The sequence below is a fragment of the Bacillus sp. FSL K6-6540 genome (assembly GCF_038007545.1).
Window position 1 is genome coordinate 2,808,334 of sequence record NZ_JBBOXH010000001.1, and the last position, 17,833, is coordinate 2,826,166.

The window sequence follows — 17,833 nt, forward strand, 5'->3', positions numbered from 1 at the left end:
TTACTCGTCGGAACGCCGCTCAATCGCCTCGGACATCGTCTTGTCCGTCAAATGGGCATACACTTCGGTCGTTTCGGTGGAAGCGTGCCCCAATTGTTCTTTCGTTTTATATATGTCATTTTGAAGATAGTAATCCGTTGCAAACGAGTGCCGCAGCTTGTGCACGGTCAGGGACGGCTTGCCAAAACGCTTGGCGTATTTGATGATCATTGCCTGAATCGCCCGTTTCGTCATGCGCTGTCCTTCATTCTGGCCGTTTCGCAGCGCGACGAAGAGAGCTTTTTCTTTTTTCGGCACCTTGTAGCGGGTCTGCCGCAGCTGCAGATAATGCTCGAGATCGTCTTTGGCCTGCGCCCGGAAGTAGACCGGGGTTTTAAAGGTTTCATCGTTATTGCCCTTACGATACACATGCAGCATTTTATTGTTCAGGTCGATGTCTGCAAGATTCAAGTTGACCACTTCGGATACGCGTAGACCGGAGTTTAGAATAAGGCTGGCAATGCAGGCATCTCGGACTTTGTTCTGTTCATGCGCGTATAGAGCCTGTTTGTTATTCTCCACATCGTGCCCGTATCCTTCGTGAATGTAAGTGATGAAATCCTGAAGCTCTTCTTCTTCCAATATTTTTCCTTTCAACTTGGCAGCCGTATCTTTGGGCTTGTGAATTCGTTTGATCTCCACTTTGGCCATGATGTTGCGTTTAAGGAGCGGGTAAAAATCCTCATCCTCCGCAATCTGGCTTAAATAATGGAACAGAGAGCGAAGCGATGACAGCTTGCGGGAAACCGTAATTCGGGAGTTGGTGCCTTCCCGGCGCGTGGTCAAATATAATCGGTAACCTGTGATGCTATCCATGCGAAGGGTCTCCAGCTCAAGCAGCGTCACGTCTCGGTTAGAGGCGGCTTGTGACAGCCCTTCCGACCGGAGCCAATTAAAAAACGTTTCATAGTCCCTTACATATTCGAGCAGCGTGGAGGGGGAGAGATCCGGAAGTTTGTAGTCGATAAATTGCTGCACAAACCAAGGCATGGCCGGCGCTTTCTCATCGAGCCTTGCGCGGTCGATATCTTTTTGTATATTCATGTTCCACCTCGAATGATTGTCTTTATAGCGTTAATCGCTGTCATTATATACTAGTGTAACATATGGAAAGTCCGTCGTGCTTAATGCCTCACACGATCGTCTCCTCGATCCGATGGCGCTTGTGTTTCAACATAGACGGATACTATGATGAAGATGGGAAGCATTTAATATGATAGTGAAATGCCTAGGGAGGCGGCAGCATGATTTCAGAACGAGCGGAACGCATGGGAATTGAGCTGGTTCCCAAACGGAAGCAAGCCGTTATCGTAAACTTGATGCAACTGTACTTGTACGATTTTACTAAATATCTGGATATCTCGGTGAACGATCAAGGATTGTTTTTACCCTATCCCGATCTCGATGAGTTCTGGAAAAAGCGGGAACGGAAATATCCGTTTCTGATTACGTTTGATCAACGGCCGGCCGGTTTTGCCTTGATCGAGCGTATGGACAACGCTGCGGAAGCCGACTATTACATGACGGAATTTTTCGTTATGCAAAAATACAGACGTACGGGATTGGGGACTTGGGCGGCGACCTGGCTGTTCAATCAATTCCAGGGACGCTGGAAGGTGACGCAGGTCAGCAGCAATATACCGGCCCAGGCTTTCTGGCGAAAAGTCATCGAGTCCTATACGGGCGGGCGTTATGAGGAATACGTGGACCCGGTTCGTTTTAATCCTTCGCAATATTTCAATTCCTAGAATTGTTACAGGGATTTGAAGGAACGGTCCATTGTTTGATTACAAAATTTGGTTACAGAACGATGCTTAGGAGTGATTCGGATGTATTTACCGAGCTTTCAGCTGGAAGGAAAAAAAGCTTTTGTTACAGGGGCGGGACGCGGGATCGGACGCGCCATCGCCATAGGATTGGCAGAGGCAGGCTGCGATGTCGGCTTGATGTCCCGAACCCGAAGCGATCTGGAGGAGACCGCGGGTCTGATTGCCGGCTTGAAGAAAGGTCAAGCCTATGTGCTGCCGGGCGATCTGACGATTCGGGAAGAGATGGAGGCGGCGATCCGCGAATTTGTGGACCAGGCGGGGCAAATCGATATATTGGTGAACAATGCCGGCATGAACATTCGTACACCGGCGCTGGAAGTGACCGATGACGAATGGGACTTAATCGTGCAGACCAATTTGAAATCGGCGTTTGTCGCATCTCAAACCGCTGCCCGTTATATGAAGGAGCAGGGGAATGGAAGAATCATCAACATTTCTTCCGTAGGCGGCCATACCGCCCTACGCACGGGCGTTGTCTATGGATCGACCAAGGCTGCTCTAATCCATATGACCAAGGTGCTGGCGATGGAGTGGGCGCAGTATGGAATCCAGGTCAACGCCGTCGGGCCTTGGTATTTCCGGACGCCGCTGACCGAGAAGCTGCTGAATGACGACACTTACATGCAGGCTATCCTGGACCGGACGCCTCTAAAACGCGTAGGAAACCTGGAAGAAGTGGTGGGGCCCGTCGTTTTCCTGGCTTCCGAAGCCGCCAATTACATGACCGGGCAGACGCTGCTGGTTGACGGCGGGCTTAGCATTTATGGATTTTGATAGGGGATTCTTTTCATGGATGCAGGTGCTTGAATCCTTTGGCAATTGTATCGGAACAAAGCTTTCAAGATTATCCATAACGGGTAATGTAGAATGGTAATCATAGGGAGGAGAGTGAAGGACGATGGAACGTAGAGCATTTGGGCGGACGGATATGCAGGTCAGTGTATTGGGATTCGGCGGTGCCGAGATCGGAAAGTCGGATCAGAAGACGGTGGACCGGCTGCTGCACAGCGCGATTGACGCAGGCCTTAACATGATTGATACCGCGGAATGTTACGGCCATAGCGAGGAATTGATCGGCAAAGCGTTGTCGGGCCGCAGAGATGATTATTACCTGTTTACGAAATGCGGGCACGCCTCCGGACTGGACTACCCGGATTGGGATCCGGTGATGCTTGAGCAAAGCATTGACCGAAGCTTGAAACGGCTGCAGGTGGACCACGTTGATGTCATACACCTTCACAGCTGCTCTGAGGAAATTCTGCGGCAGGGCACCGTGATCGAGGTGCTGAAAAAAGCAAAAGAGCAGGGGAAAACGCGGTATATCGGCTACAGCGGCGATTCGACGGATGCACTGTACGCCCTTCAAACCGGCGCATTCGACAGCTTTGAAACTTCGCTGAACATTGCGGACCAGGAGGCAATCGACCTCACGATTCCGCTTGCCATGAAGCAGGGAATAGGGGTTATTGCCAAACGTCCCGTAGCCAACGTAGCCTGGAAGCATGAAACATTAAGCGAACGGGACTATGCCTATCCTTACTGGGTTCGGCTCGGCGAGCTGAATTACGATTTCCTCTCTGACGTTCAGCAAGGCGTTGAGATGGCATTACGGTTCACCCTGAGCACGCCGGGCGTAGCGACCGCCATCGTGGGTACGGCAAATCCCGACCGTTGGGGGCAAAATGCCGCACTGCTCGAGAAAGGGAAATTGCCGGAGGAGGTTTACGAATCCATCCGCGGCCGCTGGAGAGAGGTTGCCGGATCCGACTGGGTGGGTAAGGTGTAAGTGTTTTAATAAAGAGCCTGTCGAGTTCTCTCGACAGGCTCTTTTTTCTGCAGACAGGAGCGGGTGTCGATATGTATGGGACAGGTAAGATACAGCATAACGGAAGAACAGTTATTTGTATCTATTGATATGGACACGAACAACCAGTTAGTTTAAGGGGTTCCCCAATAGCTGCATTCCGAAAAAGTCATCAGCGGAACAGTACAAGTCATGAACGTAACCTAACAACTTTGCGCAAGTGTCCCTATAATTTAGATCAACAACAAAAATGATACCGCTTACATTGAGGGGCATTTTTTGTTCAAATCTAAGTAGGGGCAGGAGGAATGGAGAAGAATGCGAAGACATTGGATTTCTGTCATGCTTGTATGTTTGTTTATGTTGGGAGGAATGGATCGTGTAGGTATAACCGCCGCAGCGGATGGCGTACCGTCAAGAGAATGGAACTTTATCACGCGCAGCGGGGATCGATTGATGGATGGCGAGAAGGAGTTCCGATTCATATCCATGAACGGCTCAAATCTCACGTATATGCCAGCTCCCGTATGGCATCGCCCTGATCCATGGGAACAGGAGGATGTATTTAGATCCTTGCAGCAAATGGGTGGCACTGTAGTCAGGCTTTATACGTTCACGATCAAAGGGGGAACCGCCAATGGGGATCAGCCAAGTCATGTAACTGGCTTAAGGCAGTATAATGAGGATTATTTCCGGGACCTGGACCATGTGCTGAGACTGGCAAATGAGTATCATATCCGCGTCATTATTCCTTTTATCGATACATGGGAGCATGTCGGTGGGATTAAACAGTTTGCAGGTTTTCGAGGGAAGACCGCCGGGGAGTTCTACACCGATCCCGAATTGAAGGAAGATTATAAACACCTGGTTAGCTATGTGCTGAACAGGACGAATACTTATACCGGCATCAAATATAAAGACGACAAAGCCATCCTTGCTTGGGAAACCGGAAATGAGTTATACCCGACGGACGCTTGGACACAGGAGATGAGTGCTTATATAAAAAGCATGGACTCTAATCACATTGTAATGGATGGACGGTACGGTATCAGTCAGGCTTCCCTTGAGGATCCCAATGTGGATATCGTATCCAATCATTATTATGAGAGCGGAGGAGCGGATTATGCGCTGCGTGCTGCTGCGGACCGAAACTTGAGTTTGGGTAAAAAAGCGTTTGTTATCGGGGAGTTTGGACACTCGAACAGGACAAATCTCACCCGAACGGCTGATGAGGCGATCGCTAACGGTACATCCGGAGCCTTGTTATGGACGTTGAAGTCTCACAACAAGGACGGCGGCTTTTACAACAAAGAAGGAGATTTCCGTTGGCCGGGCTTTCCATCGGGTGAAACCTATGACGAAAAGGCGATTATGTCCATGATTCGCGAAAAAGCCCATGAAATCCGCGGACTGCCGGTCCCGCCGATGCCAGTACCTGACGCACCTCAGCTACTGCCGATCGAATCGGTGCTTGGCATCGCCTGGAGAGGATCTGCGGGAGCGGAATCCTATCAATTCGAAAGAGCAGAACACCTGGATGGGCCATGGACCATCATAGGCACTCAGGTACTGGATAGTGATATTCCGTTTCGTCCTTTCCAAGATACGACGGCTGCGGAAGGAATGAATTATTATTATCGGGTAAAAGGGATGAACGGAACCGGAATCTCGGAGCCTTCGAATGTCGTTGGTCCCATTACCGCCTCTTCCATTCCACCGGTACCGGATCAGCCGATGTGGATACCTTTTACTTCAGTTGCCTCCATGACCTGGAACCCGGTAAAGTGGGCTGAATCGTATGATATCGAACGGGCTGAAGCGCCAAACGGACCTTGGACGGTGGTTGGGGCGGATCTTGCGGAAGCGGATCAACCGTTTAAGGATGCGTCGGCAAGCAGCGGCATACCGTACTATTACCGAATTACGGCCAAAAACACCGGCGGTGCCTCGGAGCCGTCTGAAATATTCGGACCGATAACCGTGCGCAACATAGCCCAGCTCGCAGCTTTGACTGTAGATTCAACCAACGGGTCTAACGTTAAAGAATATGCCGTTGATGGAAATCTATCCACCCGCTGGTTGTCTCAAGGGCAGGAAGAGAGCCATTTTATTGAAATGGAATGGACGGTTCCGCAAAAACTCAACTACTTAAAAATTTGGAGTGGAGCCGCGAGCGGTGAACAATGGCATATCCGTGATTTTAGCGTAGATTACTGGGACGGAACCGTATGGGTGCCGGTGGCATCCGTTGTTGATAATGACAAGGACGGCTTTTATGGCGAGTATAATGATATGCACTTCGAAACAGTTCAAACGACAGCCTTGCGCTTAAATATTACGAAGCCTTCATGGCAAGGGATACCGGTGAATCCGAATGATAAAATCGCCAGGGTTATGGACATGGAGACAGGCTACAACGACGACACGGCACCGAAGGAAGTGAATGGCGCGGCGGTAGTGGAAGGGGACGGCCAGCTGACCTTATACTGGACGGATCCGGAGGATGACGATTTCGCCCAAGTCGTCGTTTTGGAAGAAGGTGCAGCCGAAGCTGAAGCGGTTCATGTAGGCAAAGGCGTACAAACCGTTACAATAAACGGGCTCGTGAATGGAACGGAATACGCGTATCGGATCCGAACGGTGGATGAGGCGGGGAATAAGTCTCCCGGCGTGACGGTGTTAGGTACGCCGGTAGCCGATCGTCCGGGTAACAGCTGCCCAGGCGGCGAGAAACCTGATAGAGGCAAGCCGAATTACGGTCAAACAAACCTCGGGAGCAAACCCAAGGACAAACCTGACAAGGATAAACCGTGTAAAGATAAACCCGGGCGCGTTCTCACATAAAAGGAAACTAAGTATCATCGAATTTGGATGAGAGTGTTCGTTAAAGAGCTGTTTTCGCAGGTTCCTGCCTGTGAATTAGCTCTTTTTTTATTTAAAGCCAATGAAAAGGTCATGATCCGAACAGTGAATGTCATCAGCGTGTGCTAATCATGACCGCCATTGGGATCTAAAATGTAGGTATACCCGAATGGATCGGGCCATTTCGAGTTTACCACTGGAGGATCTAAACATGACAACGAAAAGAACATGGACGCTGCCGCCGGAAGAACTGCCTATCATGAACCAGGTTGATGTCGTCGTCGTCGGAGGAGGGCCGACCGGCATTGCCGCTGCCATCGCTGCCGCCAATAATGGAGCAAATACTTTGCTGATTGAGCAAAGGGGATTTCTAGGAGGTATGGGCACGACGGCACTGGTACCTGCCTTTTGTCCTTTTACCGACCATGAGAAGCCTGTCATTCGCGGTATCGGGCTCGAGCTGATGGAGCGAATGAAAGCGAATTGCAAACCTTCTTATATCACGGAGTATAAAGAACAGCTGGATTGGGTTCCGATTGACGTTGAGGTATTGAAGCGGGTGTACGATGAAGCGCTGCTTGAGAGCGGAGCCAAGGTTCTGTTCCATACATTTGTTGGACAGCTGGTCATGAATCCGGGGGGGCATGGCGTGAACGGTCTGGTGCTTCTGAATAAGTCCGGAAGATCGATCGTCGAGGCCAAGTACGTCATTGATGCCACAGGTGACGCCGATATTGCGGCGCTGGCCGGCGCTCCGTTTCAGAAAGGCGGGGATGCCGGCGAGCTGCAGCCGGGGACGATGTGCTACCTGTTAACCAACGTGAACCGGGAGCGCTTCAGGCAATATATGAGGGATAGGGGTGACACCGGACAAATCCCGCAAGCGGTTCAGCTGGCGCAGAGCAACGGCGATCTTCCTCCCGGCCGGAAGGAAGTCTCCGGCTTTGCCTGGGTGTCGGATTACTTGGTTGGGGTCAACTTCGGGCATGTGTTCGGCGTAGACGGAACGAAGGCGGAAGATCTCACGAAGGCTGCGGTAGAAGGCAGAAAGCTGGTCAACATTCAGGTCGAATTTCTGCGGAAGTATGTACCCGGATTTGAAGACGCCCATTTGGTCAGCACAGGCGAGCAAATCGGCATACGTGAAACCCGCCGCATCGTCGGTGACTACATGCTGGTTCAGGATGACTTTATATCCATGCGAAGCTTTGAAGACGACATTGCAAGAAATGCTTATTTTATTGATATCCATATGGCAACCAGCAAAGAAAACATGGAAATTCGCCATCTTCCCCCCGGCCGGTCGCATGGGGTTCCATACCGCTCCCTTCTTCCGCAAGGTTTGGCAAATGTGTGGGTTGCGGGACGAGCCGCCTCTGCTGACCGAGTCGTACAGGGCTCGCTTCGGGTAATGCCCAACTGCTTTGCAATGGGGCAGGCAGCGGGAACAGCCGCGGCCATCTGTGCAAAGACGGGCAGTACATCCCGGGAGGTCGATATCAAACAATTGCAGCGTCTTCTCATCGAGCAAGGGGCCTGGCTGGGCGAGCTTGCTGAAGTTTAGGCGGAAGCGAGTCCATTTTTTATCATAGCGACAAGACAACAGAAGAGAGGTGAATGCCGTGGCACAACATAAGGCTGTCACCGTGCCCAGACCGTCCGGCACCAGCACCGATACGGTCTTAAACAAAAAACGTTTCGCAAACCTCAGGCAATATTGGGATTTGTACTTGATCATGGTTCCTGGTATCGTGTATTTTCTCGTTTTTAAGTACCTTCCGATGTGGGGGATTGTGATCGCCTTTAAGGATTACAGCATATTTGCAGGATTTAATGCCAGCGAATGGGTAGGACTCGACCACTTTGTACGGCTGTTTCATGATCCCCAATTCTATCAGGTGTTCTGGAACACGGTCATTATCAGTTTATATAAGCTGATCTGGGGTTTCCCGGGTCCCATCATCTTAGCACTTCTGCTCAATGAGATCCGTAGCATGTTTTATAAGCGGACGATCCAAACGCTTGCTTACTTGCCGCACTTTCTGTCTTGGATCATTTTAGGCGGTATATTGGTAAACGTCCTGTCTCCCGCCACGGGCGCAGTCAATGAAATCATGAAATGGCTTGGATTCGAACCCGTGTTTTTCTTAGCGGATCCGGCTTGGTTTCGATCGGTGCTGGTCATCAGCGATATTTGGAAGGAGGTCGGTTGGGGGGCCATCATCTATCTTGCGGCTCTCGCGGGCATTGACCAGCAGCAGTATGAGGCAGCCGTCATGGACGGTGCAGGGAAGTGGAAGCAGCTATGGCATGTAACCCTTCCATCCATTAAAGGGACGATCATCGTGCTGTTCCTGCTTAGGCTTGGCAGCATCCTTGATGTGGGGTTTGAACAAATATTCGTTCTGTATAACTCGCTCGTATATGATGTTGCCGACGTGATTGAGACCTATGTGTACCGGATTGGTATCGGTCAGTCCGAGTTCAGTTATTCGACTGCGGTTGGATTGCTTAAATCCGCCATCAGTCTGGTGCTGGTCGTTATCGTCAACAAAGCCGTTAAAAGAACGGGTCAAGAAGGGATCTACTGATTATGAAAATGTCAAAGGGAGAAAAATGGTTCAGCGGCATCAATCACTTTGCGCTTGCCTGTTTTGGGCTTTTGGCTTTGGCGCCCTTCATTCACATTCTGGCCCAGTCGTTCAGCAGCTACCGGGCGATTGTATCCGGCGAAGTCTCCTTCCTGCCGGTAGAATGGACGACGGAAGCTTACGTGAAGGTGTTCAATGATCCGGGGTTCGTTCAATCTTTTCTCGTCAGCGTGCAGCGGACGGTTGTGGGAACCCTCATCAGCGTAGTCATGACCATGCTGCTTGCGTACCCTCTATCAAGATATTACATTAAAGGCCGCGGTCCTATCATGTTCCTTATTGTCTTTACCATGCTGTTCAGCGGCGGGATGATCCCGACATACCTGGTAATCAAGGAGCTGCATCTGATGAACACCTTCTGGGCCTACGTCATTCCGGGTGCCGTTAACGCATTTCATGTGGTCATCATGAAAAACTTCTTTCAGTCCATCCCGAATGAACTGGAGGAATCCGCAAGAATCGACGGTTCGTCCAATCTCGGGATTTTATTTCGCATCGTAGTACCGCTGTCCATGCCGGTGATTGCCACGATCGCCTTGTTTAATGCGGTCGGACAATGGAATTCCTTCTTCGATGCGGTTATGTACGTTACCGATTCTTCCTTAAAGCCGCTGCAAATCTATTTGCGGGAGCTTGTGATGTCGGGGCAATCGAACATTAACACGACGGATAGCCTGGAACGGCAGCTCCTGGCGGTGGAGTCGCTGAAAGCCGCAGCATTGATAGCGAGCACATTGCCAATATTGCTCGTATATCCGTTCCTTCAGAAATATTTTGTGAAGGGAATTATGATCGGCTCGGTCAAGGGGTAATAGGACATATTGTTCTTGTATCCGTTTACATTTCGTAATATTTTTATATAAAGGGGCTGAAAGTATGAAATTGCGAAACATGTTGTCAGGATTGGTGATCTCCGCTATAGCGGCCGGTTTGCTCAGTGGATGCGGAGGCGGGAAGGAGGCTTCCGGCAGTCCCGATTCAGGAGAGGTCGGCAAAAGGCAGACCATCAATATTGTGCAGCCTAACTTTGGTCGAAAATTTTTGGACGGTATGAACGAGAACAACAACCCCTATCAAAAATACGTCAATGATAGCGTCAATATCGACGTGCATGTGGTATACCCGCCCTCCGACGGCTATCAGGACAAGCTGAATGTGATGATGTCATCCGGCGACGATATAGACATGGTATTTACGCAGGATGCTTCCTGGTTCATTAACATGGTAAACCAAAAGGCGCTGCAGCCGCTGAATGATGCTATCGAGGCATCAGGTCCCGATCTGAAGAAGTCGGTTCCACAGGAAGCATGGGACTCCGTTACGGTGGACGGTAATATCTACGCGGTGCCAGCGGTCAATTATATTCTCGGTAACGATTTGATGTATGTGCGTAAAGATTGGCTTGACAATCTGGGGCTGCAGCCGCCGAAGACGCTGGATGAATATGTGAATGTGATGCGTCAATTTGCTCAAAATGATCCCGACGGTAACGGCAAGGATGACACGGTCGGCTTGTTGATGGGGGAAAATCTCATCCGATCGGCGCCATTCTTCGGCTCATTCGGTGTACCGTTCAATGGTGCGTCTGCGGTCAATCAATGGGTGATGAGAGACGGCAAGCTGGTGAATGCCACCATTCTGCCAGAAACGAAGGAAGCTCTCCAGTTCCTGGCGGACCTCTATAAAGAACAGCTGATTGATCCGGAATGGGCGCTGAACAAGAACAACAACATCGAAGAGAAAGTAGCCAGCGGCAAAGCCGGCCTGTTCTCGGCAACCTGGTTTGATACGCGAGGGCCGATCCTGACAAATAAGACAAACGATCCGAAGGCGGAATGGATTCCTCTTGACTATCCGGTGGGCCAGGACGGGAAGTCCGGCGTCCTTGCCTCCAGTATGGTGATGGGCTACAGCATCGTGCCTGCAAAGAGCAAGAAGGCGAATGAAGTCATCAAAATGTTCAATTTTGCCAATGGTGAAGGCCATGAGCCGATCAAACTCGGCTTGCCTGAGCACAACATATCGAAGAGGGAAAACGGCAAGCTGGTCATGGACTTTGAGGAACACAACAAGCACGTTTACCGCAACAACATTTTGGACTATGCCGCCCCATGGGATCAGGAGCTTGACTATCAGCGGCTTGATGCGCTCGGTCCTGAATTCAAGCTTAAGGATAACGTGACGCGGATCAGCAGCAACCTGATCCAGAACGAATACAACGGACCCCCGACGCCAAGCATGGGCAAGAACGGGGTGCAATTGACCAAGCTGATGCAGGAGACGTTTACGAAGATCATCATGGGCACTGTGCCGGTCGAAGCATTCGATCAATACGTGCTGCAGTGGCAGAGCCAGGGTGGTGAATCCATCACCGCTGAGGTGAACGAGAATTATGCAAAGATGAACAAATAAGCTGAATAACAAAGTGAAGGGGCTTCCTCTAGAGGCGCCTTCACTTTGATTTATGTAGACAAGGATGATGCTGAATGATCAGAACATGGAAAAACCGTTTCAGACAATCGATTCAGCTACGGCTTACCGGTTATTTTATTCTGATCCTTATCCCCCTCGTTGTGATATCCACCTTTTCGAATCATCGCTCGCGCACGATTCTAAAAAATCAGATTGGCGTTCGTACGCAAAGCGCCATGCAATCCGTCGTCCATTATGTGGACCTTACGATGCAGGGGGTGTATGAGCTGACCACGGTCCTTGCGAACAATTATGATATTAACCGCAGATTCGAATACGCCGGTAAAGTGCTCACGCCGCAGTCGATTTTGGATTTCCAGTGGATTGATCAGCAAATCTCCGCTATCTCCTCTGTTAACCGGATGGCTCCGAAGGCGTCCCTATTTCATTATGATTCCGGCATATTATTGTCAACCACCGGATATCAAAAAGAACAGAATCCGGAGCAGCTGGAATGGGTCAAGCAGGCCATCGAAGCCGATGGGAAAATCACGTTATTCTTCCCGGAAGAGAACCGGTACAATGCGAACCATATGATAGACCCGATCTATAACGAGAACGTCATGGTGGTTATGAGGCGGATGAGTTTGCTCAATCCTGAGCGGAACAAAAACATCGTTATCCTGCCGCTAAGCAAGGATTATTTTGTGAGCCAATTGAGGCGTTTGCTTCCAAGCAGCCGGGCAGAGGCTTTTCTGTTTACCCAGGACGGGAAATTAATAGCTACGACGGCAAGCAGCACCGCGACTCCTCCCTCCTGGCCGGACGAAGGCAAGGATCTGATCGCAGGCCATCTCCCGGGCTACCCTGAGCGAATGCTTATGGTTCGGGTAACCTCACAGGACTCGGGCTGGAAACTCGTCATGGTACAGCCCGAGAAGGATATTTTGCAGGAATCGCATACGTTGCAAGGGTGGACGTACTTGATCATCGCCGTAAGCGTGTTGATATCGTTATGGATATCGTGGATCGTTTACAGCGGCATATCCAAACCGATGAAGAAGATGGTAGCCGCGATGAAGGAAATGAGGAGGGGGCAGCTCGATACCCAGATCATCCATCGAAGGGAGGATGAGTTCGGGTATGTCATGGATACGTTCAATCATCTGGCCAGTGCGCAGCGGCACCTGATCGAAGATGTGTATGAGAAGCAGATTTTACTGACGAAGACAGAGTTTAAATTGCTGCAGTCGCAGATCAATCCTCATTTTCTGTACAATACGCTGGATTCGATCTATTCGGCAGCGGTATTAAGCGACGCCGACGATGTGGGAGAGATGGTCATCAATTTGTCCAAGTTTTTGAGATACAGCCTGGGTAAGGGAAAGGAACACTACACGGTCTCGGAGACGTTTAACCATCTGACCTATTATATTAAAGTGCAGCAGAGACGATTTGATTTTGAAGTCACTTATCGGATGGGAGAAGGTACGGAAGATATCCTGCTGCTTAAATTGCTGCTGCAGCCGTTAGTGGAGAATGCGATTTTGCATGGGCTTGAGCGCAAACACGGCGGCCGGGCACTCGAAATTTCTGCAGTGAACGACGGGGAATGGTTCGTTGTGGAAGTAAAGGATAATGGTGTTGGAATGGCTCCGGATCGTCTGCAGTATATTCAACAGCAGCTGGATGGAATCTCCATGATGAATTTGGATCTCTCAGCGGGAAGGGACCGGATGGACGCGGAATTATACGGTTTGAGAAACGTGAAATCAAGGCTGAAACTGCACTACGGGGAGAAGGCAGATCTAGTGATTGATAGCGATGAACTGGAAGGAACGCGTATTCGATTGTATATACCACGGGTTGAATGCGGAAGTATCCGGTACATGGAGGGGGACGGGGCATGAATTTAATGATCGTGGAAGATGAGATCGGTATCCGGGCAAGAATGGCGGGAACCATCCCCTGGGAAGAGAACGGCATCGACGTGGTTGCTCTTGCGGAGAATGGGAGTGAAGCGCTTCAAATGATGGAACGTACCCGCCCGGATATCATTGTGCTGGACATTCGGATGCCGGAAATGGATGGACTCACATTGGCGAAGCGGATTCATGAGTCCAACGAAATGGTGAAAATGATCATCCTCAGCGGTTATGAACATTTTGAATATGCGCGTTCTGCCATGGAGTCCGGCGTACTCAAATATCTGATTAAGCCTGCAAGCAATGAGGAGATCCTGCAGGCCGTTCTGGAAGCGTCAGCTATCCTGAAAAGCGAGTTGGAGAAGCGGCATAACTATGAGATGTTGGTCTCGAAATGGAAGAATCATCTGCCGAGACTGCAGGAAACTTTTTATAATAATTGCATTTCCGGTGCCTTTGCCGATTGGGAATATGAAAGCCGAAGCAAGGAATTGTTGATTCCGTTTGAAGCGGAACGACGATTATCCGTTGTTGTCTTGGAGCCGGATCCATTGATTGACGGGGGGAGATTTCGGGCAGAGGACACGCCCTTGCTTCAATTTTCACTGCGAAGCATTGCGTTTGACGTGATATCAGGCATGGATTCCGAATTATTTCAGGATGCGAAGGGCTCTACGGTCATTATTTTTCATAGCAGGCCGGAGGAGGTCCCAGGTGAATTCCAGCTTCGTGTCAGCTTTACCACAACCAAAGTGTTGTCCATGTTAAAAGAGTGTCTGAAAGTGACAGCAAGTGCGGGAATCAGCAGTACCGCGACCGGACTGCGGCATCTTCCCATGTTATATGCTCAGGCTCAGCATGCACTTCGGAAAAGAGTCGTATATGGACATGACCTTGCAATACCTTATGCGGATGAACTGGGGGAAGATGATTCGGCGAATTTAACGATTGCTTCTGATGAAAGAGCACTTGAAACAGGAATCGAGCTTGGAGATATTCAAAAAGCGGAAGCGGCGCTTGATCGATTGTTGGAGAAGGTGTTCGGGCATGCTTCCGCGGTAGAGGAGGTACAGGAGAAGCTGCTTTATCTCATGCATGGTTTGCTTCGCGTCATTCGCGAACAACAGTGGAACCTGCGCCAGATGGTGGGGGAGGATGCCGTTTATTTTTACAGTGTGCTGAACCTTCATTCAAGGGAACAAATTCAGCAAACCCTGCACCGGATCGTACGTAAGATTACGACCCATTCGCAAAAGCGCCCTCAGCAAAGCGGACATAAATTGATTCAGCGTCTGCTCGTCCTTGTCGATGAGGAAATCGGTCAGGACTTAAGCCTGAATTTGTTCGCGGATCGGTTATATGTAAACAAGTCCTATTTAAGCCGACTATTCAAGCATGAAGTTGGTGAGTCGTTCTCCCAATATGTGCTTAAACGCAAGATGACGCTGGCCAAGCAATTCATCCAGGAGGGGGGACAGGTTGGACATGCTGCGAGACAAGTAGGGTACATCAATAGCGGTTTCTTTTCGAAGGTATTTCAGAAGTATTGGGGGGTTCTGCCGAGTGAGATTAAGCAGAGTTAGAGATCAGATTCACTCACCCAAGAATAGTTGAATGAGGGGATTCACGTGTAGGGCCAACCGTTAAGAAGGGGTTGGTCTTTTTTTGCTGTGCTATGAAAGAAGTCAATAAGGAAGTCATAAGTTCATAATATTTCATTACATGAAAAATTCATAATAGAAAAATTCATCACCCATCCTTACTTAACATCTCTTAGTTTTAGCATAACCTCTTCGTTACCTAGCACATTCCTACTCTAAAAAGGGAGGTATGAAGCGGAAAAAAGTCAATATGGAAATATTTCCCCCTGCTAAAGATGAATGTCCCCCTTTGAAAGCAATAGGGCTTGGAATAAAATTCTGGTAGACAGCAAGTGTTTGCATCAGGTTCTGAAAACATACTTAGGGGGATTAGAAATGAAAAGGACTTCCATGTTACTCATGAGTGTCATGCTGCTGCTCTCCATGTTCCTCGCAGCCTGCGGAAACAGCGGTGGCACCAACACTCCTGCCGCTGAAGGAGATGCGCCGAAGACGGAAACAACTCCGCCGGCGGAAGAGAAGAAGGATGAAGCCGCTCCGGTTTCGCTTCGCGTGTTCTCGACCTTTGGAGGAACTGACGCAGCTCGCGAAGCCTTCCAGGCCGCGTTGGATGAATTCACGAAAGAGCATCCAAACGTAAAGATTGATAACGACACCATGTCAGCAAATGATGACGGTTTCAGAACGAAAGTCAACACCGATATGAACAGCGGCAACGAGCCAGACCTGTTGTTCTACTTCATCGGGGCTGACGCAGAAGGGTTCGTCAATGCCGGCAAAGTCGTGCCGCTGAACGAAATTCTCGACGCTGACGCTGACTGGAAGAACGGATTCATTCCGGATGCGCTTGAGCTTGCGAAGCAGAAAGACGGCAACATTTACGCTGCACCATTGACCGGTTTCTACGAAGGCTTGTTCGTTAACAAAAAAATCTTCGAAGAAAACGGTCTGGAGCTCCCAACCGATTGGGCGAAGCTGACCACGGCCGTTAAGGCATTGTCCGAAAAAGGCATTATTCCTTTGTCCGTACCGTTTGACCAATCGCACTACCTGATCGAGCATACCATTTTGTCTGCGGCTGGTCCTGAAGGACAAAATAAAGGCCTGCTCGATGGCATCGATCCAAACTGGGAAAAAGCTTATGCCGCTATGAAAGAATTGTATGATCTTGGCGCATTCCCTAAAGATGCCGCAACGATCGACCTGAGTATGTCCGGCAACTATTACAGCGAAGGCCTGGCAGCCATGACCATCGAAGGATCCTGGGCCATCGGCGGCTGGAGCGACGATACTCGCGACAATTCCACGGTTGTGCCATTCCCGACGGTTCCTGGCGGCGTTGGCAGCGGCAATGATATCGTAGGCGGCTTCGGTTCCGGCTTCTACCTCTCTAAAGCCACTTATGACGATGCAGCCAAAAAAGAAGCAGCCATCGCATTGCTGAAACACCTGACTTCCCCGGCGTCCATTCAAAAAATAGCTTCGGCTAACGGCGGCACACCGGCTGCTGACGTTGAAGTGACCGGATTGCCGCAAGTAGCACTCGACGGTTTCGCTATGGCAGCAAAAGCAGCCTCCATCAGCGCACCGGTTGACAGTAAAGTTTCGCAAGAAACGTTCGGTAATCTTCGCGCCAGCGTTCAGTCTGTAGTGGAAGGCAAGAAAACTCCTACTCAAGCGATCGAAGAAGCGAAGAAAACCGAGGATGCCAACAAAAAATAGTTGTTATCAGAAACGGTAGAAATAAAAGTGACGTACGCCGCCCCTCTGCTTTCATTCGGGCGGCGTAGTCATTTCGGCATGGACGATGAAGAAAAATAAACATCAAGGGTGATTAATATGAAGGGTGATCGCAAGTACATTGTGCTGTTTTTATTACCCGCAGCAGCCATCATGACAATCTTTCTATATTATCCGTTCTTCAAGAGTTTGTATCTCAGCTTTTATCGCACAAGCGGCTTTTTCGACAAAAAGTTTGTGGGCTGGGCAAACTATGAGAGACTCGTTACGGATAAGCTGCTTGGCGCTGCAACGCTGCACACGCTGGAAATTATGCTCTATGTTATCGTGTTCCAGGTGGGAATTGCGCTAGTGCTGGCCGTCCTGGTAGATAACATATCCAAGCTGAAAGGGTTCTATCGAACCGTATTCTTCTTCCCGGTGGTTATATCCGGTACGGCTATTTCTTTGTTGTTTGTGCTCTTCTACAACTACAACTTCGGTTTGCTGAACAACTTGCTGGCGAATTTCAACATCGAGAAGGTATTGTGGCTGGATGCGAAAAATGCGCTTAAAGCGGTATCGATCCCAACGGTATGGCATTATGTGGGCTTTTATTTCGTTCTGTTCTTGACCGCCATGTCCAAAATACCTTCGGATTATTATGAAGCCGCAAAATTGGAAGGAATCACGGGCCTCAAAAAAACAACGATGCTTACAATTCCGCTTATCATGAGTGACATCAAGGTCGTCATTACCCTTGCCATAACGGGTACGTTGAAGGTGTTCGAGTTCATCTGGGTCATCACGAGCGGCCAGAACGGAACCGAGGTGCTGGGGACGTACATGTACAAAAAGGCCATGGTGGACCAGAACTTTGGTTACGGATCGGCGGTTGCGATATACATGGTGGTCTTTGGCGTGCTGCTTGCGTTGATAGCCAACCGTTTGTTGAAAAGAGACGAGATTACATACTAAGCATTATAGGGGT

Annotated in this window: 13 protein-coding genes; 12 read left to right on the forward strand and 1 reads right to left on the reverse strand. The window is 49.8% G+C overall.

The features are described from left to right. Positions 1-1,083 carry a tyrosine recombinase XerS gene (gene xerS, locus MHH82_RS12590; RefSeq protein WP_015734723.1) on the reverse strand — a complete coding sequence of 361 codons (1,083 nt, stop codon included), beginning with the start codon at positions 1,081-1,083 and terminating at the stop codon, positions 1-3. A gap of 200 nt (positions 1,084-1,283) precedes the next feature. Between xerS and MHH82_RS12595 the strand changes: the two genes are divergently transcribed. The 12 genes from MHH82_RS12595 to MHH82_RS12650 all read left to right on the forward strand — a co-directional run bounded on the left by MHH82_RS12595 (position 1,284) and on the right by MHH82_RS12650 (position 17,820). Beyond that, entirely contained in the window at positions 1,284-1,787 is a 504-nt protein-coding gene (locus MHH82_RS12595; RefSeq protein ID WP_015734724.1) for a GNAT family N-acetyltransferase, read from the forward strand. Between the two features lie 81 nt (positions 1,788-1,868). Further along, positions 1,869-2,642 (forward strand): SDR family NAD(P)-dependent oxidoreductase, encoded by a 774-nt coding sequence (locus MHH82_RS12600; RefSeq protein ID WP_015734725.1) that lies wholly within the window; start codon positions 1,869-1,871, stop codon positions 2,640-2,642. A gap of 124 nt (positions 2,643-2,766) precedes the next feature. Further along, complete coding sequence (locus MHH82_RS12605) at positions 2,767-3,654, forward strand: aldo/keto reductase (RefSeq protein WP_340965911.1); 888 nt, start codon at positions 2,767-2,769, stop codon at positions 3,652-3,654. Between the two features lie 336 nt (positions 3,655-3,990). Continuing rightward, complete coding sequence (locus tag MHH82_RS12610; RefSeq protein WP_340965913.1) at positions 3,991-6,516, forward strand: cellulase family glycosylhydrolase; 2,526 nt, start codon at positions 3,991-3,993, stop codon at positions 6,514-6,516. Positions 6,517-6,745: 229 nt separating this feature from the next. Further along, positions 6,746-8,098 carry an FAD-dependent oxidoreductase gene (locus MHH82_RS12615; protein WP_340965914.1) on the forward strand — a complete coding sequence of 451 codons (1,353 nt, stop codon included), beginning with the start codon at positions 6,746-6,748 and terminating at the stop codon, positions 8,096-8,098. Positions 8,099-8,156: 58 nt separating this feature from the next. Then, positions 8,157-9,125, forward strand: a complete 969-nt coding sequence (locus tag MHH82_RS12620; RefSeq protein ID WP_340965916.1) for an ABC transporter permease — start codon at positions 8,157-8,159, stop codon at positions 9,123-9,125. A gap of 2 nt (positions 9,126-9,127) precedes the next feature. After that, positions 9,128-9,997, forward strand: a complete 870-nt coding sequence (locus tag MHH82_RS12625) for a carbohydrate ABC transporter permease (RefSeq protein WP_015734730.1) — start codon at positions 9,128-9,130, stop codon at positions 9,995-9,997. 64 nt (positions 9,998-10,061) lie between these two features. Further along, positions 10,062-11,597 (forward strand): extracellular solute-binding protein, encoded by a 1,536-nt coding sequence (locus MHH82_RS12630; RefSeq protein ID WP_036665345.1) that lies wholly within the window; start codon positions 10,062-10,064, stop codon positions 11,595-11,597. A 74-nt stretch (positions 11,598-11,671) separates the two neighbouring features. Further along, entirely contained in the window at positions 11,672-13,507 is a 1,836-nt protein-coding gene (locus MHH82_RS12635) for a sensor histidine kinase (protein ID WP_015734732.1), read from the forward strand. Continuing rightward, the gene (locus MHH82_RS12640; protein ID WP_015734733.1) at positions 13,504-15,105 is read left to right on the forward strand and encodes a response regulator; all 1,602 of its coding nucleotides are present in this window, start codon (positions 13,504-13,506) and stop codon (positions 15,103-15,105) included. The genes MHH82_RS12635 and MHH82_RS12640 overlap by 4 nt, the downstream gene beginning before the upstream one ends. 393 nt (positions 15,106-15,498) lie before the next feature. Continuing rightward, positions 15,499-16,845 carry an ABC transporter substrate-binding protein gene (locus MHH82_RS12645; RefSeq protein ID WP_340965924.1) on the forward strand — a complete coding sequence of 449 codons (1,347 nt, stop codon included), beginning with the start codon at positions 15,499-15,501 and terminating at the stop codon, positions 16,843-16,845. 117 nt (positions 16,846-16,962) lie between these two features. Further along, positions 16,963-17,820: a carbohydrate ABC transporter permease gene (locus tag MHH82_RS12650; RefSeq protein WP_009589479.1), complete on the forward strand. Its 858-nt coding sequence runs from the start codon at positions 16,963-16,965 to the stop codon at positions 17,818-17,820. The last annotated feature ends 13 nt before the right edge of the window (positions 17,821-17,833 follow it).